This is a genomic window from Corynebacterium sp. MSK041, from assembly GCF_030232265.1.
Taxonomy (GTDB): Bacteria; Actinomycetota; Actinomycetes; order Mycobacteriales; family Mycobacteriaceae; genus Corynebacterium.
The window spans coordinates 34,353-57,733 of sequence record NZ_JASPJK010000004.1 but is presented as its reverse complement, the minus strand read 5'-3'; the positions used below and the strand labels follow the sequence as shown (position 1 = coordinate 57,733).

The following is a 23,381-nucleotide window of genomic DNA, read 5'->3' as shown; positions in this document are numbered from 1 at the left end:
GTTTGTCATCCGGAGGTTGTATTTAGGGTTAGCTTACCCTAAACTTTGGGGCGTCATTATTGGCACTTCCCGAAAGGATGCTTATGCGTCTCGCTACTACTACCCTCACCGCAGTGGCAACTGCCACCGCGCTCGCAGCTACTTCCACGCTCTCCCCGGTCGCAACGGCCGAAGAGGCTTCACCAGTCCCGGCGGTTGAATCCGGATACGTCACTTGGTCGATCAAGGATTCATTCCTGAAGTATGTTCAGGGCCCGATCGCCAAAGGCAGTGTTACCGCCTCTGAGGGCTTGGAAACAGTTAAAAACGGCAGCGGCAAGATCACTGACTTCAAGTTCCCGGTTGACGCCGAGAAGACTTCCATCAACGCTGATGGTGTGGGCACCATCGACCTGGACGGCGCAATTCACTTCCTTGGCCACAAGGGCTACGGCAACAAAGACGCTTATGGCCTCGATGTGAAGCTGTGGGACTTCAAGGTCAAGCTGACGGAGAAGGAGGCGGTCATCACCGTCGACTACCTCAGCAAGGGCTGGAATCCCGGTGAAAACAAGCCTTACGAGGACCGGAAGGGCGACGATGTTGAGTTCGTCAAGCTGCCACTCACCGCACCGATCAAACCTGCTGAGAACCAAACTGTCACTTCCAAGTCAGAAAACGGAAGTCTCACAAGTGTCGGTTCCCATGCACTGATGGATTTCTGGGACGAAGGCCAGGAAATGGCCCCGGCATCGTTCGATGTCAAGTTTGGTGAGCCAGTGAAGCCTGAGGACCCGAAGGATCCGGAGCAGCCGGGCACCCCGGAGGACCCGAAGGAGCCGGAGCAGCCAGGTACCCCGGAGGACCCGAAGGAGCCGGAGCAGCCGGGTAACCCGGAGGACCCGAAGGAGCCGGAGCAGCCGGGTAACCCGGACACGCCGAAAGACCCTAAGGACCCGAAGGACCCTGCCGGCAGCAGCCTGAGCACCGGTGGCATCATCGGCATCATCGTTGCGCTTCTGGCACTGATCGGTGGTGGCGCATTCTTCGCTAACCAGCTCGGTTTCCTGAAGTAATTCCCCCTGCCATCCAACCCCCTGCCCCACCTCGCCCCAACGTTCAATAGGATAGAGCGCTATGAAGAAGAGTCGTCACCTGTTTTCCACCACTGCTGTTGCAGCAGCTACTGCTGTAGCCCTGGCAACAGGCGCCGTTTCTGTCCCCATCGCTACGGCAGAGACACAGTCGTCGACTGACAGCGGCACCGACAAGATGTCGTTGAGCTCCTCCGACAACGCTGGTGGCACGGAAAAGAGCAGCAGCGAGGACCTGAAGTCGATCGATCTTTCCTCCACTGGTGATGGGTCCCCGATGCAGAAGGCAACGCACGGCCTCACGCTCATCCTCGCCATTGGTGGTGTGGGCATGGTGCTCGTCGCACTGTTCAAGGGTCTCGGGGACATCTTGGCGCCGCACATGCCCAAGGTCCAGCTGCCCAACCGTTAAGCGCACCGATGGTGGACTTCTCCGCACCAGCGAACATCGTCGCCCCACAGCTGCTCGGCTGCTATGTCACCCACCGTGGCGTGACTATTCGGCTGACGGAAGTGGAAGCGTACCTGGGCACGGAGGATCCGGCAGCACACACATATAACGGTAAAACCGCCCGTAACGCGGCCATGTTTGGTCCGCCCGGGCGGTTTTACGTTTATCTTTCCTACGGCATCCACCTCAACGGCAATATCGTGTGCGCGCCCGAAGGAACCGGCCACGGCTGCCTCATGCGCGGCGGCGAGGTGGTGGAGGGCATGGAGGTTGCCAGAGCACGTCGACAAGCGAAAAACCGCAAGCCTATTGTCGACGAAAACTTGGCGCGCGGACCCGGCAACCTAGGGCAAGCACTGGGCTTGGACCTCGCGGACAACGGCACGGAAGTGCAGCTGACCATGCGTGAAGAAGAGCCCGAATGGGTGGCGGGGCCGCGCATCGGGATCAGCAAGAACATGGACGCGCCGTACCGTTTCTGGATCCCGGGCAACAAGACCGTCAGCACACCGCGCGGCTACCCGAAGAAGCAGGCTTAAGCCTCCTTCTTCTTTTTCTTCCCGCGCTCCAGCTTGGCCGCAACATCCGGCACGTAGTGGAACTCATCGCGCGGCGGGCGCTCATAATCCACCGAGGTCGGGCGCTCCGGAATCTCCGGCAGATCCGGCTCAAGGTGCTCATACGGGATGGTGGACAGCAGGTGCGAAATCACATTGATGCGTGAACGCTTCTTGTCCTCCGACTCGACCGTGTACCACGGCGCGGCCGGGATATCCGTGTGGATGAACATCTCATCCTTCGCACGGGAGTAGTCCTCCCACTTCGTGATGGACTCCAGATCCATCGGCGAGAGCTTCCACTGACGCAGCGGATCATTGTGGCGGGACTTGAAGCGTGCGTACTGCTCCTCATCAGAAACGGAGAACCAGTATTTGCGCAGGAAGATGCCATCTTCCACCAGGAGGCGCTCAAAGATCGGCGCCTGGTGCAGGAAGCGACGGTATTCCTGCGAGGTGCAGAATCCCATCACACGCTCAACACCAGCGCGGTTGTACCAAGAGCGGTCAAAGATGACGATCTCACCGGCAGCCGGCAGCTTCTCAATGTAGCGCTGGAAATACCACTGGGTCTGCTCACGCTCCGTCGGCTTCGGCAGAGCCTCAATGCGGCACACGCGCGGGTTGAGGTACTGCGTGATGCGCTTGATGGCGGAACCTTTGCCCGCAGCATCGCGCCCCTCCATCACAACGACGATGCGAGCACCAGTGGCCACGACCCACTGCTGCATCTTCACCAACTCAGCCTGGAGGCGGAGCAGCTCCTTTTCGTAGGCTTTCTTGGATAGCTTCGGGGGCTTGCTTGCGGTCTCAGGCTTGTTGGAAGTCATACCTCTAACGGTAGTCGCCTTACTCCGGGGCGCCGTCACAGGCCCTTATGCTTCCAGCTGCTCTCCCAGCTCAAGCCACTCAATCTCAAGCTCCTCGCGTTGCTCACGCAGCTGCGACAGCTCCCCTGACTTCACCCCGATCGCCTCAAAATCAGGCTCAGCCTCCCCCGACATCGCAGTAATCTCCGCTTCCAGTGCCTCCGCCTGCGCATCCAACTTTTCAATCTTGCGCTCCAGCGCGCTCATCTTCTTGGACACCTCGCGCCATTGCTGCGGGCTCAAGGCCTTCTCGCTTGTCGACGCTTGCCCCTTCTTCCCTTCTTTCTTCCCATCTGCCTCCCCCAGATCCAGCACACCCGCCTGCGCTTCCATCCCTTCACGCTGCTGAAGGTACTGCTCAATGCCGCCGGGCAGGTTAGTCAGTTTCTCATCCCCGAACAACGCATAGGTGACATCCGCGATGCGCTCGATCAAGTACCGGTCGTGGGAAATGACCACGAGTGTTCCCGGCCAGCTATCCAGCAGGTCTTCGAGTTCCTGGAGGGTGTCGATGTCGAGGTCGTTCGTCGGCTCGTCGAGAAGCAGCACATTCGGCTCACTCATGAGCACGCGCGTGAGCTGGAGGCGACGGCGCTCGCCACCTGACAGATCCCCCACTGGCGTGCGCTGGCGCTTCGGACTGAAGCCGAGGCGTTCCGCCAGCTGGGAGGCGGACAACTCCTTCTTTCCCATCGTGATGTAGGTGGCCACATCCTCCACCGCATCGATGACGCGACGCGTGGGATCCAGGTCATCCAGCTCTTGACGCAACCATCCAATCTTGGTGGTCAATCCCTGAATCCGCTTACCGGCCGCCAACGGATAATCACCTGCCAGAGTGCGCAGCAACGTCGTCTTGCCGGAGCCATTCACCCCGACCAAACCGATGCGCTCGCCCGGTGCCAAACGCCACGTCAGATGATCCACCAGTGTGCGCTCATCTGGGGCATCAATCCGCGCATCCTCCAGCTCAATGACCACGCGGCCTTGGCGCTGTTTGGAAAACGCCATGAGTTCCACCGAGTCGCGCGGCGCCGGTACATCAGCAATCAGAGCCTCTGCCGCCTCGATGCGATACCGCGGCTTTGACGTCCGTGCCGGCGCACCGCGACGCAGCCACGCCAGCTCTTTGCGCGCCAAGTTCTGGCGTCGCTGCTCAATCGCATCCGCCTGACGGGCACGTTCCGCACGGGCAAACGTCCAATCGTTGTAGCCGCCCTCGTACACATCCACCTTGCCGTCGTGGACCTCCCACGTCAGCGTAGCTACGGTGTCCAGGAACCAGCGGTCGTGTGTGACCACGACGAGCGCAATCTTGCGCTTCATCAAATGGTCCGCCAACCACTGCACGCCTTCCACGTCAAGGTGGTTCGTGGGCTCATCCAGCACGATCAGATCCAAGTCCCGCACGAGTGCGGCAGCCAAATTCACCCGACGGCGCTCCCCACCAGAGAGCTGCCCCACCGGAGTCTCCAACCCCAGCTCAGCCACACCCGTACCCGCGAGTACTTCACGGACCTTCGCATTGGACGCCCACTCGTAAACCTCCAAGCCGAGCGGTTCCACCACGACCTGACCCACCGTCATATCCTCCGGCAGATCAAAGCGTTGCGTCACCACCGCCATACGCAAATCATTGGCGTGGGACACTCGCCCCTCATCCGGGGGTTCAATGCCAGTGAGCACTTCCAGCAGCGTTGTCTTTCCGCCACCATTGAGTCCCACGACGCCAATACGGTCGCCGGTTTGGACACCGAGGGATACTTTGTCCAGCAGGGTCTTCAGCCCCCAAGTCTTGGACACATTTTCCAGGTTGATCAGGTTCGCCATGATGCAACCAGTCTAGGCAACGCTACAACAGCGTGGCCCCGCTGGCCGACCCATGTGCAACAAAACCTTCCACGTCACCGCTACGCGTGAGTTCATCCACAACTATGTGCGCTGCCTCGCGGTCAGGGCATAGTGCCGCCACCGTCGGGCCAGAGCCTGAGACCATCGCGCGAATCGCTCCGGCCATTTCGGCATTGCGGATGAGCGCACTCAAACGTGGCTGCAGATCCAGAGCCGCTACTTCCAGGTCATTGTGCATAACAGCACCTACTTGAACCGGATCACCGGACAGCAGCGCCCTGGACAGCAAAGTGGTGTCCATCTTGGGCACGAGGGAAGCATTGTTAAAGCGCATGTCATCTAAGTGTTCAAAAACCTGACCGGTGGACAACCCCACTTTGGGGTTCAAGAAGGCAAACCAGTACTCACCGCGCCCCATCATCGGCACCAGTGCATCACCCCGATCCGTGCCCAAAGCGATCCCGCCCATGAGGGCAAACGGTACGTCCGCGCCAAGTTCCGCAGCGATGTCCTGCACCCGTTCTGCTGCCACTTCGATGCCATTCTGCGCCAGGTAGCCCACTGCAGCCTTGATTGCTGCCGCGGCATCGGCTGAACCACCGGCCATACCGCCAGCAACGGGGATGGTTTTATCCACCTCAATCCGGACTGACGGCACATCGGCTCCCTCACAGATTGCGTTCACTGCGCGCCAAGCCAGGTTCTTTGGTGTATCCAGATCCTCATCCGGCACCGACACGTGGCAGGTGGTGCGCATACTCGTCACCACACCGGAGGCAACCTTCGCACCCGGCTCCGGAATCAACGTCACTGTTTCCGGGCGATCAACGGCCATGAATACCGTGGAGAGCTCGTGGTACCCATCCGCACGTGCCTCCCCCACCCCGAGATGCAGGTTGACCTTGCCATGCGCCCGCGCAGTAACAGGTCTCACGGCGCACTCACCTCAGCCAGGCGAACAAAATCCTCTACCGCCAGCTTCTCCCCACGCAACTGCGGATCAATACCTGCTGCACGCAGTGCATCCTCAGCGGCAGCAGCCGAACCGTACACACCGGCGAGGCAGGCGCGGAGGGTTTTGCGGCGTTGTGCAAAGGCTGCGTCGATAAGCGGGAAAACCTTTTCACGCGCCGAGCGGGACCATCCCTTGTCTTTCACATCAATGTGCACGAGCCCTGATTCGATGTTCGGCGCTGGCCAGAACACATTTTTGCCGATCGTTCCCGCAGTGCGCACATCCCCATAAAAAGAAGCCTTCACGCTGGGTACGCCATAAATCTTTGAGCCAGGAGCCGCTGCGAGCCTTTGTGCAACTTCCAGCTGAACCATCACGAGCACCGTGCGGATCGAGGGGAACTCCGCCAACAAATGCAGCAGCACGGGCACCGCAACGTTGTACGGCAGGTTAGCCACCAAAGCAGTGGGTTCACGGCTGAGGTCCGCCGCCGTGATTTTCATGGCATCTGCGCCGACGACTTCAAGTTTGTGGGCGTGGGACGGGGCATGCTCGCCCACCGTCACCGCCAGGCGATCAGCCAAGCGCGGATCAATTTCCACCGCGATGACATGCTCTGCGACGTCCAGTAGCCCCAGAGTCAGGGAGCCCAGACCCGGCCCCACTTCAAGGACAGTCTCTGCATCCCCCAATTCCGCCGCGGCGACAATACGCCGCACGGTGTTGGGGTCATGAACAAAGTTTTGCCCCAATTTTTTGGTTGGAGCAACGCCCAGTTCCTCCGCCAGCGCACGAATGTCTGGCGGGTTCAGCAGGTGAGAGTCCTCGACGGTCATACCCTCGGAGACTAGCGGAGACCCAGGCGCGCCGTGCAGGCGGGCCATGCACCCCAGCCCTGGGCGGCCTGAACCTTTTGGGCAATAGCGATCTGCTGTTCACGGGTAGCCAAGTTCGCCGTCGGGGCGTACTGGCCACCGCCGTAAGCAGACCAGGTGGATGCCGCGAACTGGAGGCCACCGTAGTAACCGTTGCCAGTGTTGATAGCCCAGTTGCCGCCAGATTCACACTGCGCGATGGAATCCCATACGGAGCCACCGGCCACGGCCGGGGCTGCTGCACCGGTGTTGCCTGGGATTGCGCCGCGTGCGATCACTGCCTGGCGTGCTGGACGGGTTTCTATCTGCCCAACTTCCTCATCCGACTCCACAGCGCCGTTCACGGTGACCACGCGACGGGTGACCTTGCGCTCACCCTTCTCGCCTTCTTCGCGGACCTGCTCCTCACCCGGCGCGAGGGACTCATCATCCACGTACTTCGGCTCAGCGTCGAACTCCTCGGTAGCGGTGCGCTCCGTGACATCAACGCGGTCAATCTCCACCGTCATGTTTTCCGTCACCGGAGCGTCCAGTGCGGGGCTCACGCGGTCGTTCGAGTCCACGAGGACACCGCGCGCTGCCAGCAGATCCCCCACGGTCTTGGCGGCAGCAGAGGTGTACGTGACGTTCTCACCATCGCGGATGGCCACGATCTTCGGGGAAGTCACCTCAATTGTCATGTTGTCCGTGACGGCCTGGCCATCACCGAAGCTGTGGCTGGAACCGCCGACGATGCCCGGCAACTCACCGAGGAGATCATCCACGGTGGCAGCAGTAGTGGTGAACTCCTGCGCTTCACCGCCATCGATGGACACTGCGACTGGCTTGGCAGTGCGCACGGTCACGGTGTCACCACTCACGAGCGACTCAGACAGTGCCGGGTACACCAGATCCTTGTCGCCCACCTCAACATCGGCGGCCTTGAGAGCGCCGTCAACCTTCCCGGCGAAGGTGCTCACTTCCACGGCTTCACCGTTGACATCCACGGTGACATTTTTCTGGGCTGCTACAGCAGTAGCAGTACCACCGAAAGCAAGAGCGCCAAGAGCAGAGGAAGTGATCACAGCGCGAGTGGTTGAAGTCTTATTGATGCGGCGATGACGCGACATAAAAAGAACAGTCCTTAAGGGGGTCAGGGGAAGATTTGGGTTTAGCTTGGGGAAGCAACCTAATGTAACAATACGATAAAGGTACGCCGAAGACCAGCACATTTTCAAACCGCGGAAGCGTGTCTTAAACAATTAAGGCTCCTCTCAGCCACAGGAATCACTCCCGTTACCAGCCCCCACAGGCGTACCTATTTCACACGCCAAAAATGTGATTGAAGGTCTCCCCCACTTCCGCAGCAAGGTCCTCCACGGCCATCCCGCGCGCCTCCGCCACGACGTGTGCGGTGTGCCCAATCAATGCCGGCTCATTGCGCGCACCACGGAATGGCTCTGGGGTCATGTACGGCGCATCCGTTTCAATAAGTAGCTGCCCCGCAGGAGCCAACGCCGCTGCTTCACGCAGTTCATCATTCCGCTTGAACGTCACATTCCCAGCAAAGGACAGGACGTAGCCGCGGTCGATGGCCTCACGCGCGACGCGGATAGGCGAAGAAAAACAGTGCAGCATGACATGCTTTGGCTCCGGCGCATCCGCAAGAATCCGCATGATCTCCGCATCACCCTCGCGGTTGTGAATCATGAGGGCCTTGCCGGAATCTACAGCCAGCTGAATATGCCAGCGAAACGCCTCTTCCTGCACGTCAAGTGGCGCGGTCCGGTCCGGATCATGCTTAATCCAGTACGTATCAATGCCGGTCTCGCCGATAGCCACGCAGCGCTCATCAGCTGCCATCTGTGTCAACCGCTCGCGCGCAGCGTCGCCCAGCTCACCGGCACGAGTTGGGTGGATCGCGCATGCCGCAAAGACGCGGTCATTGAAGTGCGCAGCCTGCAGCGCCAATTCCGCCTCGTCGAGCCCGTCACCAACAGTGCAGATGCGCTCAACTCCAGCGTCCACAGCGCGCGCGACGATCGCATCCACTTCGTCCTTCGTTCGGGCGCGGGCGGAGGCGAGGTGCGTGTGCGCGTCGATAAGCCCAGCAATTCGCTCGGCCGGGACGGGAATGAGGCGAGGTTTCTTCTTCGACATGAATTCCAGCCTATCCTCGAGCACATGACATTCCACGACATCGATGCTGCAACCCGCACCCAAATCGATCGCGACCTCGCTGAAGCCGCCGTCGCCGGAATCAACGGATCCATCAATGACATCGTCGCTTCCTTCGAAGAGACTTTGAGCGACTACCTCTCCCTCGACCCCGATCTACGCCGCAGCTATTCTCGCGGCGACGTTGCACGCATGTACGGCACTGCGCTGGGCGACGCATTCATTCGTGAGCACGGTTTCGAGTGGCAATTGCTTATCGACGCCTACGGCACCGACCTCGTTGTCACCTCCCCCGACCGGGAGATGTACACCGCACCCCTCGTTGTTGTGGACACCCGCTTTGAGGATGAGGAGACCGGGAAGCTGACTACGTTTATTGAGCAGTTTTTGGGTGAATAGCTTTTAGTACGATGCTAGATTCGAACATCTTTTCGAGTTTGTTCGAATAGTCCCGGTGGTGTGTCGCAGTGATGTGAAACTATGTTCGTACGAACTTAAAACACATTCACACAACACATCCACCGGGGAACCATGACCCAACTAACTGACCGCCCACCAGAACCGCCACCACCTTCGCCAGGGCCAGCAGCGTTCTTTGCCACAGAGAACACCGACAACCTCGACGCCGTTGCCGGAATGGGCATGCGCGCAGCAATCCATGCGGTGTTCCACCACTACGCCACCACCGATGAGTTTGAAGGCTCCAAAGACCACGACACCGAACTCGCCCGCATGTGTTCCGCCACGGGCCTGTCCCTCACTGAGGTCCGCAATGCCGTCTACGCCTACCGCAGCCTCAAAGATCTCCCTATGTTGCGCGCCCTCCAAGAGGCCACACACCGCCTTGACCTCCGCCGTTTGAGGGCCATCGATCGTGCCATCAGTGTGCTCGGCGATACCCCTGACCCCGAAGTTTTCGCGGTACTGGACGCCCTCCTAGTCACGCTTTTCATCCCAACGAAGCCGAACCAGGCACTACCCGGCGCGAACACCATTACCACCCGCCTGAACAAGGCCATCGGTGACATGGATTCCTCCGTCGCCTTCGACCAAAAGAAGCGTGAGAAACGCGAACAAGGGCGCACCCTGTCGCCGGGTGGATGCGAAGTCACCTTCCACGATGGCTACTACCACGGCTGCTCGGGCATGACCATGATCGCGGATCATGCCACGGCGGCCTCCGTCAAGGCTTTCATAGGTGCGACCGCCAAAGAACTTGGCATCACTGACGATGAGGCCACGTTGCTCCTCCTCACCGGCAAGATATCCCCTGCCCCGACTGCCCGAGTCTACGGCTACGCTCCCAAGAACGCGGACGGCACCATCGATGAATCTGCCTCAGTGTTCATCCCCGGCCACGGTTTCACCACAGCCACCGGAACCGAGATGTTTCATTCTTTTGGGCCAAAACTTGTGGACATGGATGCCGCCGCCACACGTAGCGTCGCCGGCTACGTCCCACCCGCTGACATCGCAGCCTTCGTCCGCGGCCGTGACGGCACCTGCATCTACCCTGGCTGCGAACGCACTGCTTGGGAATGCCAGCTCGACCACCGCATCGCCTACGGCCTCGGCGGCACAACGACGGCGAGCAACCTGTACTGCCTGTGCCAGAAACACCACAACGTCAAAACCGATCGCAGGGCCTTCTACCTGGTAGACCCCACAACCGGCGACGTGGTGTGGCTCTTCTCCGACGGCACCTACGCGCTAGAAAACCCCACCGGCTTCATCAACAGTCAAGTCACCGAAACCACACCGCGCTGGAAACACACCATCGACGATGTGGAACGCCTCAAGCGCACCCGCTCCCGGTTCTTTGCCAAGTGCCACCGCGTGCTCGATGTTTTTGAGGAAAACTTTGACTACGAAGAATGCCTCAAATCACTATCGGCCCTTGAACGCGAATACGGGATGGAATTCCCTTTCCATCCCGTACCGTTCCCGGAAGAACCGGAGGTTGATTACTGAACTGGCGCCCACTCCGGACCAGTCTCGCCCAGTTCTGGGTCGAGCTTGGCGATGAGCGGCTGCGGCTTCTCGAGCTTGGTGCCCGGCGCCACATCGACACGGCCCCAGGTTGCCTGCTGGGTGGTGTAATCACCGGTGATCACTGGGTAGCTCTGCCCCTTCTCCGGAAGGTCCACACCAACGAGGTCCAGATCCTCATCGTCCGTGACCTCTTCCACGCGCGGGGTGGCAGCCCACACGCCATCACGGCCCAGAGTCTCATGGACCTTCTGCGCGGTGTGCGGGAGGAACGGGGTGAGCATGGCGTTGCAGTCCGAGACCACCTGCAGTGCAGTCCACAGCACGGTGGCAAGACGCTCGCGCTGGCTGTCATCCTTAGCCAGCTTCCACGGCTCCTGGTCAGCGATGTAGGCATTCGCCTCGCCGACGACGTGCATGATCTTGGTGATGGCAGCCTTGAAGTGGGCAAGTTCGAGATCCTTGCCCGCCTCAGCGAAGGTGCGCTCCGCCAAATCAAGAATGGCGCGATCAGCATCAGTGAGTGGGCCCGGAACGGGGACCTCACCGAAGTTCTTGTGCGCCATGGACACGGTGCGGTTGACCAGGTTGCCCCAGCCGTTCGCCAGCTCGTTGTTGATACGGCGGACGAACTCATCCCACGTGAAGTCCGTGTCGTTGTTCTCCGGGCCTGCGACCGCGATGAAGTAGCGCAGTGGATCTGGGCCGAACTCGGCCAGGAAATCCTTGACGTAAATGACAACGCCCTTGGAGGAGGAGAACTTCGATCCGGACATGGTGAGGAACTCGGAGGAAACAACCTCCGTGGGCAAGTTCAGGCGACCGTACTTGTGCTCTTCCCCGCCCTTGGAACCCAGTCCGGCGTAGCCCAGCAGCTCACCCGGCCAGATCTGGGAGTGGAAGGTGATGTTGTCCTTACCCATGAAGTAGAAGCCCGGGGTCTCCGGATCCTGCCAGAAGTCCTTCCACGCATCCGGGTTGCCGCTGCGTGCTGCCCATTCGATGGAGGCAGACAGGTAGCCGATGACGGCGTCGAACCAGACGTAGAGTTTCTTGCCGGGGTCATTCTCCCAGCCCTCAACTGGGACGGGAATGCCCCAGTCAATATCGCGGGTCATGGAACGCGGGCGCATGTCCTCCAACAGATTGAGGGAGAACTTGAGTACGTTCGGGCGCCAGTCTTCGCGGGCTTCGAGCCAGGTCTTCAACGCGTCGTGAAGCGCAGGAAGGTCGAGCATGAAGTGCTCGGTCTCCACAAACTCGGGGGTTTCGCCGTTGATCTTGGACACCGGGTTGATCAGGTCCACTGGGTCAAGCTGGTTACCGCAGTTGTCGCACTGGTCGCCGCGGGCGTCGGTGGCACCACACAGCGGACAGGTGCCCTCGATGTAGCGATCCGGCAAGGTGCGGCCGGTGGACGGGGAGATTGCACCCTTGGTGGTCTCCTTGATCATGTAGCCGTTGGCGTACAGGCCCTTGAACAGCTCCTGCACCACCGCGTAGTGGTTACGAGTAGTGGTGCGGGTGAATAGGTCGTAGGACAGGCCCAAGCCAGCGAGGTCCTCGACGATCTGGCGGTTATAACGATCCGCCAGCTCCTTGACGGTCACGCCCTCCTTGTCCGCCTGGACGAGCAGCGGGGTGCCGTGCTCGTCGGTGCCGGAGACCATGAGCACGTTGTTGCCCACCATGCGCTGGTAGCGGGCGAGGACGTCGGATGGGACACCGAAACCGGCCACGTGACCGATGTGGCGTGGGCCGTTAGCGTACGGCCATGCCACGCAGACGAGAACGTTTTTTTGCATGGTTCTACCTTACGTCCACGCCCTCGGGATTGACGTTTACCCCCGCTTGTCCAGTGCAGCGTCATACAGGTCGCCGACCTTTACTCCGGCTGATTTGGCCACTTCCTTCACAGCGTCTTTCAATCGCATCCCGGAATCAACCTTGGCTAGGACTGCCTCTACAAGGTCTTCTTCATCGGCGGGAACCGGGGTGGAGTCCGCGCCATCGATGACAACGGTGATCTCCCCGCGCAGGCCATCGGCGGCCCACTCCGCGAGTTCAGCCAGGCTGCCACGGCGCACTTCTTCATAGGTTTTGGTTAACTCACGGCACACTGCTACTCGGCGTTCCGCGCCCAACACCTCAGCCGCGTGCGCCAAGGTCACGCCAATGCGGTGGGGGGACTCAAAGAAGCAGATCGCGCGCTTCTCCCCTTTCAGGGATTCCAGCCAGGTGGTACGAGCACCGGATTTGCGGGGCGCAAAGCCATCGAAGATGAAGCGTCCAACCCCCAAGCCAGACAGAGCCAGAGCAGTTGTCACCGCGGAAGGGCCCGGCAAACACGTCACGCGAACGCCCGCATCATGCGCGGCGGACACGATCGAGTGACCAGGGTCAGATACAAGTGGCATGCCCGCGTCGGAGATGACCAGGACAAGGCCGGAGCGGGCGACGCGGATAAGTTCCTGAGCTCGCTGTTCCTCATTGTGATCAAAATTGGAAACGACCTTGCCACGAATCTCCGCACCGAGCGCTGCGGCGAGTGCGCGGGCCCGGCGCGTGTCCTCGGCAGCGATGACGTCGGCACGCTCAAGTGCCTCCACGAGACGCGGTGACGCATCACGGATATTGCCCAGCGGAGTGGCGGCCACAACAATGCCCGTGGCAACAAGCGAATCATCCATGGCAACAAGCTTAAGGGTGGACAGTAAGATCACCAGCGTGAGTTCTGCTGTGAAGACCCCCGCGCCCACCGCCCCCGTCACTGCGCCGTGGACGCGCCGGGACACGATCACCACCGTCGTGATTGGTGCGATCGCGCTGTTCACACGATTTGTGGGCCTGACCATGGCCGATTCCAAGGGCACCCCTGTCTTCGACGAGAAGCACTACGCGCCACAAGCCTGGGACATCAAGCTATCCTGGTTCAACCCGGTTCTGGGCGGTATTGAATCCAACCCTGGCTACGGCTTGGTTGTGCACCCGCCGTTGGGCAAGCAGTTGGCGGCTATCGGTGAGGCAATTTTCGGCTACACCCCGCTGGGATGGCGAGTTATCGCTGCACTCTTCGGCGCGGCAGTCGTGGTGTTCACCATGTTGCTCGCCCGTCGCCTGTCACAATCCTGGCTGGTTGGTTTGTTCGCGGGCATCCTCGCGCTTGTGGACGGCGTCTTGCTGGTCATCGGCCGCTTCGGCATGCTCGACGTGTTCATCCTCTTGCCTATCGTCATGGCGGCGTGGACCCTGGCGGGTGACATGCGGCAAGTCCACCAGCGTCTGCATGACGCATACGTAAGCGGACGTCTTGCCGAATCTGGGCCCTTCGGCCCCCGCCTGGGCTTCCGCTGGTGGCGTTTTGCCACGGGCGTGCTGCTGGGCTTGGCGCTGTCCGTGAAGTGGTCCGGCCTGTACTACATCGCGTTCTTTGGTTTGCTGTCCTCTTTCTACGACCTGTGGCTGCGCCGCCGCTACGGGGTGGCCAAACCAGTGGCGGGCACGCTGCTGCGGGATGTCCCTTCGGCACTCGCCTCCATCGTGCTCATCCCGGCTGTGCTGTATGTCTGGTCCTGGCGCGCATGGTTCGCGTCAGAGACCTCCGTATATAGGCACTCGCTTTCCGACGGCACCATCGAAGGCTCCGACTGGTCCTGGCTCACCCAACTGCCGGAGCCGGTCGCCGGTTGGTTCTACTACCACTTCTCGGTCCTGCGCTTCCACTCCGAACTGACCAGCTCCGGCGGCCACTCCCACCCGTGGGATTCCAAGCCGTGGTCCTGGCTCGTGGCCTCTCGACCGATCCTTTATTACTCCTCCACCGGCATCGAGTGCGCCGGCGGCCAGGAATGTCGCCGGATGATCTACCTCTTTGGCACACCGGCTATCTGGTGGCTCACCGTGCCCATCCTGTTGTGGGCAATCTGGGTGTGGATCTCCCGCGGTGACCGTCGCGTCATCCTGCCCCTCATTGGTTTCGCCGCCGGCTTCTTGCCGTGGCTGGCTGCGTTTGACCGTCAGATGTACTTCTTCTACGCCGCTCCACTGGTGCCTTTCACCATCGTGCTCATCGCGCTGGCACTGGGGAATCTCTCCCAACGTGGCAAGCCACTGCCACAGTTACGGAAGCTCGCCGGCTACGCCATGACGTCGGGGCAACTCGCAGTGGTGAGTTACCTCGCCGTGGCCGTGGGCATGTTCCTGTACTTCTCCCCGATCCTCTACGGTTTTGTCATCCCAGACAGCTACTACTCGCAGATCATGTGGCTGCCCAGCTGGAAGTAGCTGGAAGTAATTACTGCGGCTGCGCACTAAGCGTGCGTAACGGGTTGGAGGGCCCGCGATCCGCAACCCACATGAACACGAGGGCAGCGCAGGTGAACAAGAGCATGCCCAGATGCAACCACTGTGCGGGAGCTGCGCCCGAAACAGCATCCAACACTGCAAAGCCCACAGTGAAACCAAACATGGCTCCCACGATGAGCAGAACACCCGGGATCTGATTGGGCTTCCACGCCACCAATAGGAGTGCTGCCGCGATGCCAATGCGAACGGCAGCTGCACCGATGAGCAGGCTAGCCACATCCGGATCTATTTCCGCTGCGCCAGACCCAACGACGAGTTGGCCCGCCCATACGATGTACAAAACGGCCAAGATAGCGAGAATCACGCGGCCAATGCTCAACCCCAGAAGGCGACGCGAGGCCAATTTGTGGAATTCTGTTTCCACTCCGGCATAGATCACGTCGGAGAGGTCCTCCGGCGGCGCCATTGACCCATCAGCTTCGACGAAGCTCAGGGAACGAGACAACGCCAAGGAGCGCTCCCAGAAGGAAGAACACTCAGGGCAATGGTCCAGGTGTGCATCGATGACGGTGTTGTCTAGGCCGGTGTCTTCGCCGTCGATACGCGCTGAGAGCGCGGCTTGTACTTCTGCGTGACTAATCATCAATCAGCACCTTGTCCAAGCTCGCGCGGCCCGCCCCGAACACGACGATGAGAAGTAGGAGCAGCGCGAGCACCAGTGGGTATTCCACGCCACCTTTCTCAGCGAAGAACCCCGCGTCCATGTGCACGAAGTACCCGCCAGCCGCCACGAGCAACGCCAAGACCATGGCCACGATGGTGGTGAGCAGCCCAATAATCAGCAGTGCCCCACCGACGAGTTCCAGGGATCCAGCAGTGTATGCCGCCAGTTTCGGTTGAGGCACTCCCGCTTGCGTGAATTTCTCCGCAGTACGTGTCATCCCGTCGCCCACCCAATGTTGATACCCCCGCGCAATGAAAATTACACCCAGGGCAAAACGTGCGATGAGCAGCGCAGCATCGCGCACAGCGGGGGTATTCATAAAAACTAGCCTACAACGTGGAACCGAATGGGCCCCCACAGCAGTCTAAGTAAGTATGACACTTTCTTACTTTGACCAAGACACCGTACAAGACACCAAACAACAGTCCCTCACCCGACAGATCACCCCACTGGTTCAGGAATACTTCGATACAGAATGGGGCAACCCAATTACGACGGAAAAGGAGATGTTTGAGCTCCTCGGCCTCGAAGTTTTCGTCGTGGGTTTGAGCTGGGATTTGATTTTGCGTAAACGTGAAGCGCTGCGTCGCGCAATTTTCAGCCACAGCATCGAGACCATCGCCGGGTGGGGTGAGGCGGAGGTTGAAGCATTGCTTATCGACGCCTCGGTGATCCGCAACCGCCGCAAAATCAACGCCGTGATCACCAATGCCCGTGCTGCGCTGACGCTGCGGGAAGAAGGGACAGACCTGGCGGAATTTTTATGGTCCTTTGATCCCATGCCCCGATCAGTGGAGGACACCAAACAGTTGGTGGCAGCACTGAAGGAGCGGGGCTTCACCATGCTGGGGCCAGTGACAGTGTTTGCGTTGTTGCAATGCACCGGCATCGTGCCAGCGGCTACTTCTTAGTTACTTTTTAGCGGTCACCCACACGTCGATTTCGGCGGTGATGGGTTCGACCCCTGCATCGTCAACAAGCTGGCAGTCGATGGTGACCAGCTGGCCGCCGGTCTCACGAGTAATGGTGGAAAAGTCCGGGAAGTCTGCGGTTGCAGTGACGGTCAGACCGCCGGTGGACTTCTTCGGGTAATCCGCACGCATGCCACGCGGGATCCAACGGTGCGTGTCCGGAACGGTGACCTCACACAGCAGGCCCATGGCTGCTTCCGCGCCGTTCAAACCGGCAATGACGTGGAAGGTGCCAATGTGGTTCTGCACACCCCACCACTTGCCCAGACGCACAACGCAACGGCCGGGAACAGCTTCCTTCACGCGTGGCATGACAGTGCGAAAGTACGGGGCCTTCACCATATACAAAGCGGAAAACAGTCCCCGCTTGATGGGGGTATCGCTGAACTTCTTCCACAGAAGGGCGGTTGGGCCCGGGTCGTTGTTGGTCGCGGTTGGCTCAACGCTTGGGGTCGTATCGGTTTGAGTCATACCCCGTGATGTTACTGGCTTAAGCGCTCTCGCGGACGCGATCGGGGCCGTGGACATCAAAGTCATCGCCAGAGAACTCCGGCAGGTTGGCAAAGTCCACGCTCTCATCATCCAGTTCCACGATCACAGCACCGGGGCGACGCATGTGGGCGGGCAGCGGTGCATCCTCATCCGAGGACACGACGCCCAGGCGGGCACGACGCAGCTGGCGCAGACGACGCTCACGCAGAGCACGCTCCTGGTTGACCAAGCTGCGCACGGCAGCCATGTACCAGACCAGCAGGGCACCGACAGCGAGCGGAGCCAACCATGCCCAACCACCGCTGATCAGTGCGTAGATGAAGGCAACACCAGTGATGGTGACCAGGCCGAGCATGGTCCTCTCACGGCGGCGCAGGCGCTCCGCACGGGCACGTTTCTCCGCCTCCGGAGTCCAACCACCACGCCCACGGCTAGCGCGGGCAAGGGTTGCCTCGTCGAGGTCTTCGACCAAATCTTCGGCGGAGTCTTCAGTGGTGTCTTCTGCGGTGTCCTCTGCAGTTTCTTCATTGGTGTCTTCAGAAACATCCTCAGCTTCTGGGATGTTCACCACGGTGGTGTAGCCGAAGTCCTCAGGGGCGAGGTAGGAATCGTCGTAGTCATACTCGGCGTCGAGCTCGGCGGATTCTTCTTCATCGGAGTCAAGGAGAGCTTCCGCGGTGTCTTGCGCGTCGAGTTCAGCCTCTGCCTCGAGCTCAGCTTCTTCTGCCTGGATCTCTTCTGCGACCTCTTCTGCATCGACAACGTTGGAGCGGGTGAAGAGTTTCTTCCAGGCGGGGGTGGCCGGGGAGTCGTCGATAAGCACTGCTTCTGTGCTTTCCTCTTCGGGGACGACAACCTCGTAGTCATCTTCCTCGTCATGGCGGTGAATGTCGGCGGCCGTCACACGCGGACGACGACGAGTTTGCAGCGCGGCGGTGCCACCTTCATGCAGGACACGGGTCTCATCAAAGCCCTCACCACTACGGCGGATGGGCTTGGAATCCCCCAAGACCATCGGGGCGAGAACAATCGCCCACACAACCACAATGAGAACAATGATCAGGCTGAGGCTGCCTGACATGGGCCCACGACCTTTCCTTTACGGCGAAAATTACTAGATCGACACTAACGAGCCACCGGCTAAAGTTGACCGCCCCACGCCGAGGCACACGCCAGTTTTTCTTAGATCCACAACCTGCCCTCCGCCGCGAGGCGTTCCACTGCGGAACCAGGCAGATCATCAATGTTCTGAGCCACGAAATGGTGGTCGCGCCAACGACCATCAATGTGAAGGTTTTCCTTGAGGTATCCCTCCTCACGGAAGCCGACGTTGGCCAGGACTTTCCCGGAGGCGGGATTATCCGGCAGGTATGTGGCCGTGACGCGGTGCATGCCCACGCGCGCAAAGGCATGGTCTACGCCTAATGCGCAGGCGACAGTGGCAATACCGCGGCCGGTGAAGCGGGAATACACCCAGTACCCAATCCAGCACTCCCCCACGGCACCATGCTGAATGTTGCCCAAAGTGACCTGACCGATGAAATGGCCGTCATACTCAATAGCCAAGGGCACGACCATTCCGTCATTGGCACAGCGGCGCAAATTCGACCACGTGGACCGCCAGGCTTCCGGGGAATGCGCATCGCGCCAAGTGCCCGGCACGGTGGGTTCCACAGGACGCAACAACGCCTCATCGGCGATGCGCATGCGGGACCAATTCGCACCATCGGAACGTTTCAAAGGGCGCAAACGTACGGGTTTGTCGCCACGAACAAACACTGTTGGGGTTGCCATCGGCCACCCCGGGTGGGCATAACTGCGCGCCCAACCGATGAGGTTCAGCATATTTATGCCCGCTGCTGTAAGAACATCACGTCGACGACATCGCCGGGACGCACTTCCACCACATCCGTGGGAATCCGGATCATCGCATTCGCCTCAGCCAGACCAGCCAGCAAGTGCGCCGGACCGCCAGAAACGCCACCGATGCTGTCAACGAGGTAATCCCTGGTTTGCACATCGCGCATGAGGCGGGCGCGAACAAAACCAAGACGGCCAGGAATCGACTCAATGCGGTTCATGGAACGCGCCTTCACAACACGACGGTTGAGCACGCGCTTGCCTAGCGACGATCGGATGGCCGGCCGAATGAGCGCCTCAAACACCACGAGGGCACTCACAGCATTCGACGGCAACAGGAAGGTAGGAATGCGGTCCTCCCCCACCAGACCGAAGCCCTGGGCAGAACCGGGGTGCATAGCCACGCGAGTGGTATCTATATCGCCGAGCTCACTCAACGCATCCTGGATCGCCCGGGCACTCGAACCACCAACGGCGCCGGTGATGACGAGGAACTCGCTCTTCTGCGCATGGACAGCAATCTGCTCCTTGAGGCGGCGGGGCTCAGCGTTGATGATGCCCACGCGGGTGACATCCGCGCCCGCATCCTTCGCAGCGGCCGCCACGGCGTAGGAGCCGACATCAAAGACTTGGCCCAGTCCCGGATCCCTATCAATATCCACCAATTCCAGGCCATACGACATGACGGTCACGCGGGGACGCGGGTACACCAACACTTTGTCGCGACCGGCGGCGGCGAGCAGGCCAATCTGCGCCGGGCCGAGGACAGCGCCGGCGCGCACCGCAATATCACCTGGTTGAATGTCATCGCCTTCACGGCGGATGAAGTCCCCGGAGCGCACGGGGCGGTGCGGGGTCACGCGGCGCCGGCCACGATCAGACCACTCAAGGGGCAAAACAGCATCCGCCAAAGTGGGCAGCGGCGCGCCTGTAGCCACGCGCACGGCCTGGCGGGGCTGGAGGCGCAAGGGTTTTTGGCTCCCCGCAGCCACTTCGCCCACAACGGGCAAAGATGTGTCGGGCTCAACGTGGGGCTTTTCTTCCTCCTCATGTGGCGTGCGGTTGCCCAGCGACTGCGCGCCACCCACGTCGACCGCGCGCACCGCATAACCATCGACGGCGGCCTGCGCGAAGCCAGGCAGCGACCGTGTCGCCTGAACTTCCTCAGCACACATGAGGCCCAACGCGTCAGTAATACCAATGCGGATCGGCGCAGGCGTCATCGTGGCATCGACAATGATGTCCAATTGCTCTTCAACGCTGCGCATCCCGTCACCCTTCTGCCGGCCGCTGAAACCTTTTCAACTACTCGTGAACTTAGTCGGTGCCCGCCAGGTGCGGGTTCTCCGACTCGAAATCCTGCAAGATCTGCTTGATGGACTTGTACAGGGCCGGACCGTATTTCTCGTGGCGCAAACCAAAATCAACATTTGCGGGAATGTAGCCAGCCGGATTACCCAGGTCGTGGCGCTTACCGTCATGCACCACCACGTGTACCGGATGCCCTTCGCTGATCATGAGTTCGATCGCGTCGGTAAGCTGCAGCTCCCCTCCTTTACCGGGCGTGATGCGACGCAAAGCATCAAAAATGCCTCGATCCAGCAAGTAGCGTCCGGTGGCAACGAACGTGGACGGCGCCTCTTCTGGCTCCGGTTTTTCCACCATGCCCACCACGCGCTTCACTTTCTCTGGATCCACGCCGTCTGTGGCATCCACCTCGCGGACGTCAAAGACGCCGTAGTTGAACACCTCCTCCGGACTGACCACGAAAGCGCACAGCACCGAGCCACCGAGCTTGGCGCGCACGTCCACCATCTTCTCCATGACACCGGTGGGCAAAACCAGATCATCCGGCAGCATGACAGCCACCGCATCCTCATCATCATCAAGGATCGCCTCAGCGCAGCCGACTGCATGCCCAAGGCCGAGCGGTTCTTCTTGCACAACGGCCTGCGCCTCAATGATCTCCGCCGCGCGAGCAACCTTTCGCGCTTGCTCATCCTTTCCGCGAGCAAGCAAGGTCTCTTTCAGGTGATCAAAATTGCCAAAATGCTCCATGACCTCGCCTTTACCCGGCGCGGTGACAACAGCGAGGCGTTGCGCGCCAAGCTGAGCGGCTTCTTCCGCGATGAGCTCAATACCGGGGGTGTCCACCACCGGTAGCAACTCCTTCGGCACCGTCTTTGTGGCGGGCAAGAACCGAGTACCCATGCCAGCTGCGGGAACAACGACGGTTTTCACGCCCACCTGGGGGGCCGAGGAGGAATTGCGCATAAATGGTTAGTCTACCGGTGTACGGCCACTAAACCTGGTAGCCGCTGCGCGTGTAAAGAAAGGGATGTCATGGAATCAAAGTCTGCGGTGCGCGCCGCTACGCGTGCCGCGCGTGAAGCGCTTGAGCAAAAGATGCTTATCGACGCCTCCCTGGTCACCCACCTTCTCTCCCATCTGCGCACGCTCTCCCCTCGCCGGGTGGCTGCCTACTCACCAATGCCCACTGAGCCGGGTGGTGCCGTTCTCCTTCCCGCGTTGGCAGAGGAAGGTTTTGAGGTTTTGCTACCGGTCACTCTCGCTGGAGGTGAGCTCCACTGGGCGGTGTACACGCCGGGTGAGTTGACCCCCGGGGAGTTTTATGACATTGCTGAGCCCGCTGGCCCACGCCTGCCCTCCAGTGTGTTGAGCACGTGCGATGTGATCATCCTTCCTGCTTTGGGCGTGGACCGAACGGGGGTGCGTTTGGGGCAAGGTGCCGGCTACTACGATCGCGCGCTCCTCTACGCTCCCAACCAGCCACGCATCGCGTTGGTTTACGACGATGAGGTGCACGAATCTTTGCCCTCCGACCCCCACGATCAGCCGGTGCACACGGCGGTCACACCTTCAGGAGTGCTGGCTTTCCGGCCGTACTAAAAAGCGCCGTAATAAAAAACTTTGGGGCGTTAGGGAACCAAACTGGGTGCTGAAGCAGTCAAAGAGAGTATGGCAGTTTCTAACTTTTCTTCATCCTTCTCCGTTCTTTCCACTCCCGGCTACCGGAGGTCCCTGCTTCTGCGACGCGTCATGGCCATCCTGCTTGTTGTCTGTGCTGCTCTTCTTGCCTTAAGTGGGCGAGCAACCAGAGACCCCCAGGTGGTTGTATTCGCCCGAGACGTCGGACCCGGTGATGTGCTTGACGCCGATGATGTGGAGCTGCGTTCCCTGCCCAGGCAGTTTGTCCCCGATAATGCGCTGGCGGACCGAACGAAAGCTGAAGGGCAGGTGATTGCTGCGGCGGCTTCTGCTGGTGAGGTACTCACCACGACGCGCATCACGGGCCCTGACCTTGTGAGCTCCGTGGCCCAAGCACGTGGGGAAAATCCCAGCGCTTTCACCCTCGTGCCCGTGAAACTTGCTGAACCCGACATCGTGCCCATGCTGCACCACGGTGATGAAGTGTCCGTGGTCACAACAGCAGATGCTGCGGCTGATGTGACGGCGCGGACTATTGCCACGGGCGGCACTGTCATCACCGCGGGCAGCGGTGAGGCACAGACCGGTGTACTGCTGCTTTTGCGAAATGAAGACGCGGAGAACGTTGCCGCATCTTCCCTGACTTTGCCACTAACAGTGGTGCTTACCGGCGGGCGTCACCGCGGTTAGTCACCGCCAATCGCAGCCCTCACCTAGCTTTGTCGCCCACAATGTAGTAATTTCTTTCGCCGTTGGGGGGAACAATATTCCCACCTATTTTTTACCTACCAATTTCTCAAGGAGAGAGAATGCTTAAGGGCTTTAAAGATTTCATCATGCGTGGCAACGTCATCGACCTGGCAGTCGGTGTTGTGATCGGTGCTGCTTTCACCGCGATCGTGACCTCGTTCTCCGACAACATCATCAACCCGCTGATCGCTTCCATCGGCGGTGCAGACTTCTCTGGTCTGGGCATCCACATCATCAGCGGCAATGACGCCACCTTCGTTGACTTCGGTGCCCTCATCACCGCTGTGATCAACTTCCTGCTCATCGCTGCCGTTGTCTACTTCATCATCGTTGCTCCGATGAACAAGCTGGATGAGGCTCAGAAGCATCGCAAGGGCATCAGCGAGGATGCTCCGGCTCCGACCGAGCAGGAGCTGCTCGGCGAGATCCGCGACCTGCTGGCTGAGCAGAATGGTCCCCGCCAGCTCTAGTCCCTGACAAACGGGAATAGTTTTACGGGCCGCTCCATAAGTAGAGCGGCCCGTTTTTCGTCCCCATTTCTGGTGCTTCCCCG

25 protein-coding genes are annotated in these 23,381 nt (G+C 60.3%); 10 read left to right on the top strand and 15 right to left on the bottom strand.

Translation table 11 applies throughout. From position 1 onward, the window contains the following. The first annotated feature begins 83 nt into the window (after nucleotides 1–83). The 3 genes from QP968_RS05235 to QP968_RS05225 all read left to right on the top strand — a co-directional run bounded on the left by QP968_RS05235 (nucleotide 84) and on the right by QP968_RS05225 (nucleotide 2,063). Nucleotides 84–1,055: an HtaA domain-containing protein gene (locus tag QP968_RS05235; RefSeq protein WP_284855356.1), complete on the top strand. Its 972-nt coding sequence runs from the start codon at nucleotides 84–86 to the stop codon at nucleotides 1,053–1,055. A gap of 61 nt (nucleotides 1,056–1,116) precedes the next feature. After that, nucleotides 1,117–1,485, top strand: a complete 369-nt coding sequence (locus tag QP968_RS05230) for a hypothetical protein (protein WP_284855355.1) — start codon at nucleotides 1,117–1,119, stop codon at nucleotides 1,483–1,485. A gap of 8 nt (nucleotides 1,486–1,493) precedes the next feature. Further along, nucleotides 1,494–2,063, top strand: coding sequence for a DNA-3-methyladenine glycosylase (locus QP968_RS05225; protein WP_284855354.1), 570 nt, complete (start codon nucleotides 1,494–1,496; stop codon nucleotides 2,061–2,063). Here QP968_RS05225 and ppk2 read toward each other — a convergent pair. The 6 genes from ppk2 to QP968_RS05195 all read right to left on the bottom strand — a co-directional run bounded on the left by ppk2 (nucleotide 2,060) and on the right by QP968_RS05195 (nucleotide 8,770). Continuing rightward, on the bottom strand, nucleotides 2,060–2,911 hold the full coding sequence (gene ppk2 / locus QP968_RS05220) for a polyphosphate kinase 2 (RefSeq protein ID WP_284855353.1): 852 nt from the start codon (nucleotides 2,909–2,911) through the stop codon (nucleotides 2,060–2,062). The two genes, QP968_RS05225 and ppk2, sit on opposite strands and share 4 nt — an antisense overlap. A 45-nt stretch (nucleotides 2,912–2,956) precedes the next feature. After that, complete coding sequence (locus tag QP968_RS05215) at nucleotides 2,957–4,780, bottom strand: ABC-F family ATP-binding cassette domain-containing protein (RefSeq protein WP_284855352.1); 1,824 nt, start codon at nucleotides 4,778–4,780, stop codon at nucleotides 2,957–2,959. 22 nt (nucleotides 4,781–4,802) lie between these two features. After that, nucleotides 4,803–5,735: a 4-(cytidine 5'-diphospho)-2-C-methyl-D-erythritol kinase gene (locus QP968_RS05210; RefSeq protein ID WP_284855351.1), complete on the bottom strand. Its 933-nt coding sequence runs from the start codon at nucleotides 5,733–5,735 to the stop codon at nucleotides 4,803–4,805. Continuing rightward, nucleotides 5,732–6,592 carry a 16S rRNA (adenine(1518)-N(6)/adenine(1519)-N(6))-dimethyltransferase RsmA gene (gene rsmA, locus QP968_RS05205; RefSeq protein ID WP_284855350.1) on the bottom strand — a complete coding sequence of 287 codons (861 nt, stop codon included), beginning with the start codon at nucleotides 6,590–6,592 and terminating at the stop codon, nucleotides 5,732–5,734. The genes QP968_RS05210 and rsmA overlap by 4 nt, the downstream gene beginning before the upstream one ends. A gap of 11 nt (nucleotides 6,593–6,603) precedes the next feature. After that, entirely contained in the window at nucleotides 6,604–7,740 is a 1,137-nt protein-coding gene (locus tag QP968_RS05200; protein ID WP_284855349.1) for a resuscitation-promoting factor, read from the bottom strand. Nucleotides 7,741–7,933: 193 nt separating this feature from the next. Further along, nucleotides 7,934–8,770 (bottom strand): TatD family hydrolase, encoded by an 837-nt coding sequence (locus tag QP968_RS05195; RefSeq protein WP_284855348.1) that lies wholly within the window; start codon nucleotides 8,768–8,770, stop codon nucleotides 7,934–7,936. A gap of 24 nt (nucleotides 8,771–8,794) precedes the next feature. Between QP968_RS05195 and QP968_RS05190 the strand changes: the two genes are divergently transcribed. Together QP968_RS05190 and QP968_RS05185 are read left to right on the top strand one after the other, a co-directional pair. Continuing rightward, nucleotides 8,795–9,187: a DUF3806 domain-containing protein gene (locus QP968_RS05190; RefSeq protein ID WP_284855347.1), complete on the top strand. Its 393-nt coding sequence runs from the start codon at nucleotides 8,795–8,797 to the stop codon at nucleotides 9,185–9,187. A gap of 132 nt (nucleotides 9,188–9,319) precedes the next feature. After that, nucleotides 9,320–10,759 (top strand): HNH endonuclease signature motif containing protein, encoded by a 1,440-nt coding sequence (locus tag QP968_RS05185; protein WP_284855346.1) that lies wholly within the window; start codon nucleotides 9,320–9,322, stop codon nucleotides 10,757–10,759. Here QP968_RS05185 and metG read toward each other — a convergent pair. Both metG and rsmI read right to left on the bottom strand, forming a co-directional pair. Next, nucleotides 10,753–12,582 carry a methionine--tRNA ligase gene (gene metG / locus QP968_RS05180; RefSeq protein ID WP_284855345.1) on the bottom strand — a complete coding sequence of 610 codons (1,830 nt, stop codon included), beginning with the start codon at nucleotides 12,580–12,582 and terminating at the stop codon, nucleotides 10,753–10,755. The two genes, QP968_RS05185 and metG, sit on opposite strands and share 7 nt — an antisense overlap. A gap of 36 nt (nucleotides 12,583–12,618) precedes the next feature. Further along, nucleotides 12,619–13,467, bottom strand: a complete 849-nt coding sequence (gene rsmI, locus QP968_RS05175; protein ID WP_284855344.1) for a 16S rRNA (cytidine(1402)-2'-O)-methyltransferase — start codon at nucleotides 13,465–13,467, stop codon at nucleotides 12,619–12,621. Here rsmI and pmt point away from each other — a divergent pair. Next, complete coding sequence (gene pmt, locus QP968_RS05170; RefSeq protein ID WP_502870913.1) at nucleotides 13,358–15,061, top strand: protein O-mannosyltransferase; 1,704 nt, start codon at nucleotides 13,358–13,360, stop codon at nucleotides 15,059–15,061. The genes rsmI and pmt overlap by 110 nt on opposite strands. Before the next feature lie 10 nt (nucleotides 15,062–15,071). On the opposite strand, the gene QP968_RS05165 is transcribed toward pmt, so the two are convergent. Together QP968_RS05165 and QP968_RS05160 are read right to left on the bottom strand one after the other, a co-directional pair. Next, nucleotides 15,072–15,725 (bottom strand): zf-HC2 domain-containing protein, encoded by a 654-nt coding sequence (locus QP968_RS05165; protein ID WP_284855342.1) that lies wholly within the window; start codon nucleotides 15,723–15,725, stop codon nucleotides 15,072–15,074. Then, a complete protein-coding gene (locus QP968_RS05160) occupies nucleotides 15,718–16,125 on the bottom strand; it encodes a DoxX family protein (protein WP_284855341.1) in 408 nt (135 codons plus the stop codon). Before QP968_RS05160 ends, QP968_RS05165 begins: the two co-directional genes overlap by 8 nt. Before the next feature lie 55 nt (nucleotides 16,126–16,180). Here QP968_RS05160 and QP968_RS05155 point away from each other — a divergent pair, with 55 nt between their 5' ends. Continuing rightward, nucleotides 16,181–16,717 carry a DNA-3-methyladenine glycosylase I gene (locus QP968_RS05155; RefSeq protein WP_284855340.1) on the top strand — a complete coding sequence of 179 codons (537 nt, stop codon included), beginning with the start codon at nucleotides 16,181–16,183 and terminating at the stop codon, nucleotides 16,715–16,717. Here the strand turns inward: QP968_RS05155 and QP968_RS05150 are convergent, their stop codons facing one another. From QP968_RS05150 to QP968_RS05130, 5 genes are all read right to left on the bottom strand, one after another. Then, nucleotides 16,718–17,248 carry a hotdog fold domain-containing protein gene (locus tag QP968_RS05150; RefSeq protein WP_284855339.1) on the bottom strand — a complete coding sequence of 177 codons (531 nt, stop codon included), beginning with the start codon at nucleotides 17,246–17,248 and terminating at the stop codon, nucleotides 16,718–16,720. A gap of 19 nt (nucleotides 17,249–17,267) precedes the next feature. Further along, a complete protein-coding gene (gene sepX / locus QP968_RS05145; RefSeq protein WP_284855338.1) occupies nucleotides 17,268–18,350 on the bottom strand; it encodes a divisome protein SepX/GlpR in 1,083 nt (360 codons plus the stop codon). 101 nt (nucleotides 18,351–18,451) lie between these two features. Next, the gene (locus QP968_RS05140) at nucleotides 18,452–19,114 is read right to left on the bottom strand and encodes a GNAT family N-acetyltransferase (RefSeq protein WP_284855337.1); all 663 of its coding nucleotides are present in this window, start codon (nucleotides 19,112–19,114) and stop codon (nucleotides 18,452–18,454) included. Between the two features lie 2 nt (nucleotides 19,115–19,116). Next, nucleotides 19,117–20,397, bottom strand: a complete 1,281-nt coding sequence (gene glp, locus QP968_RS05135; RefSeq protein WP_284855336.1) for a molybdotransferase-like divisome protein Glp — start codon at nucleotides 20,395–20,397, stop codon at nucleotides 19,117–19,119. A gap of 49 nt (nucleotides 20,398–20,446) precedes the next feature. Continuing rightward, nucleotides 20,447–21,403: a UTP--glucose-1-phosphate uridylyltransferase gene (locus QP968_RS05130; RefSeq protein ID WP_284855335.1), complete on the bottom strand. Its 957-nt coding sequence runs from the start codon at nucleotides 21,401–21,403 to the stop codon at nucleotides 20,447–20,449. Between the two features lie 69 nt (nucleotides 21,404–21,472). Between QP968_RS05130 and QP968_RS05125 the strand changes: the two genes are divergently transcribed. The 3 genes from QP968_RS05125 (at nucleotide 21,473) to mscL (ending at nucleotide 23,298) form a co-directional block, all read left to right on the top strand. Continuing rightward, entirely contained in the window at nucleotides 21,473–22,039 is a 567-nt protein-coding gene (locus QP968_RS05125) for a 5-formyltetrahydrofolate cyclo-ligase (RefSeq protein ID WP_284855334.1), read from the top strand. 69 nt (nucleotides 22,040–22,108) lie between these two features. Further along, a complete protein-coding gene (locus QP968_RS05120; RefSeq protein ID WP_284855333.1) occupies nucleotides 22,109–22,768 on the top strand; it encodes an SAF domain-containing protein in 660 nt (219 codons plus the stop codon). Between the two features lie 119 nt (nucleotides 22,769–22,887). Beyond that, the gene (gene mscL / locus QP968_RS05115; protein WP_284855332.1) at nucleotides 22,888–23,298 is read left to right on the top strand and encodes a large-conductance mechanosensitive channel protein MscL; all 411 of its coding nucleotides are present in this window, start codon (nucleotides 22,888–22,890) and stop codon (nucleotides 23,296–23,298) included. Nucleotides 23,299–23,381 lie beyond the last annotated feature (83 nt).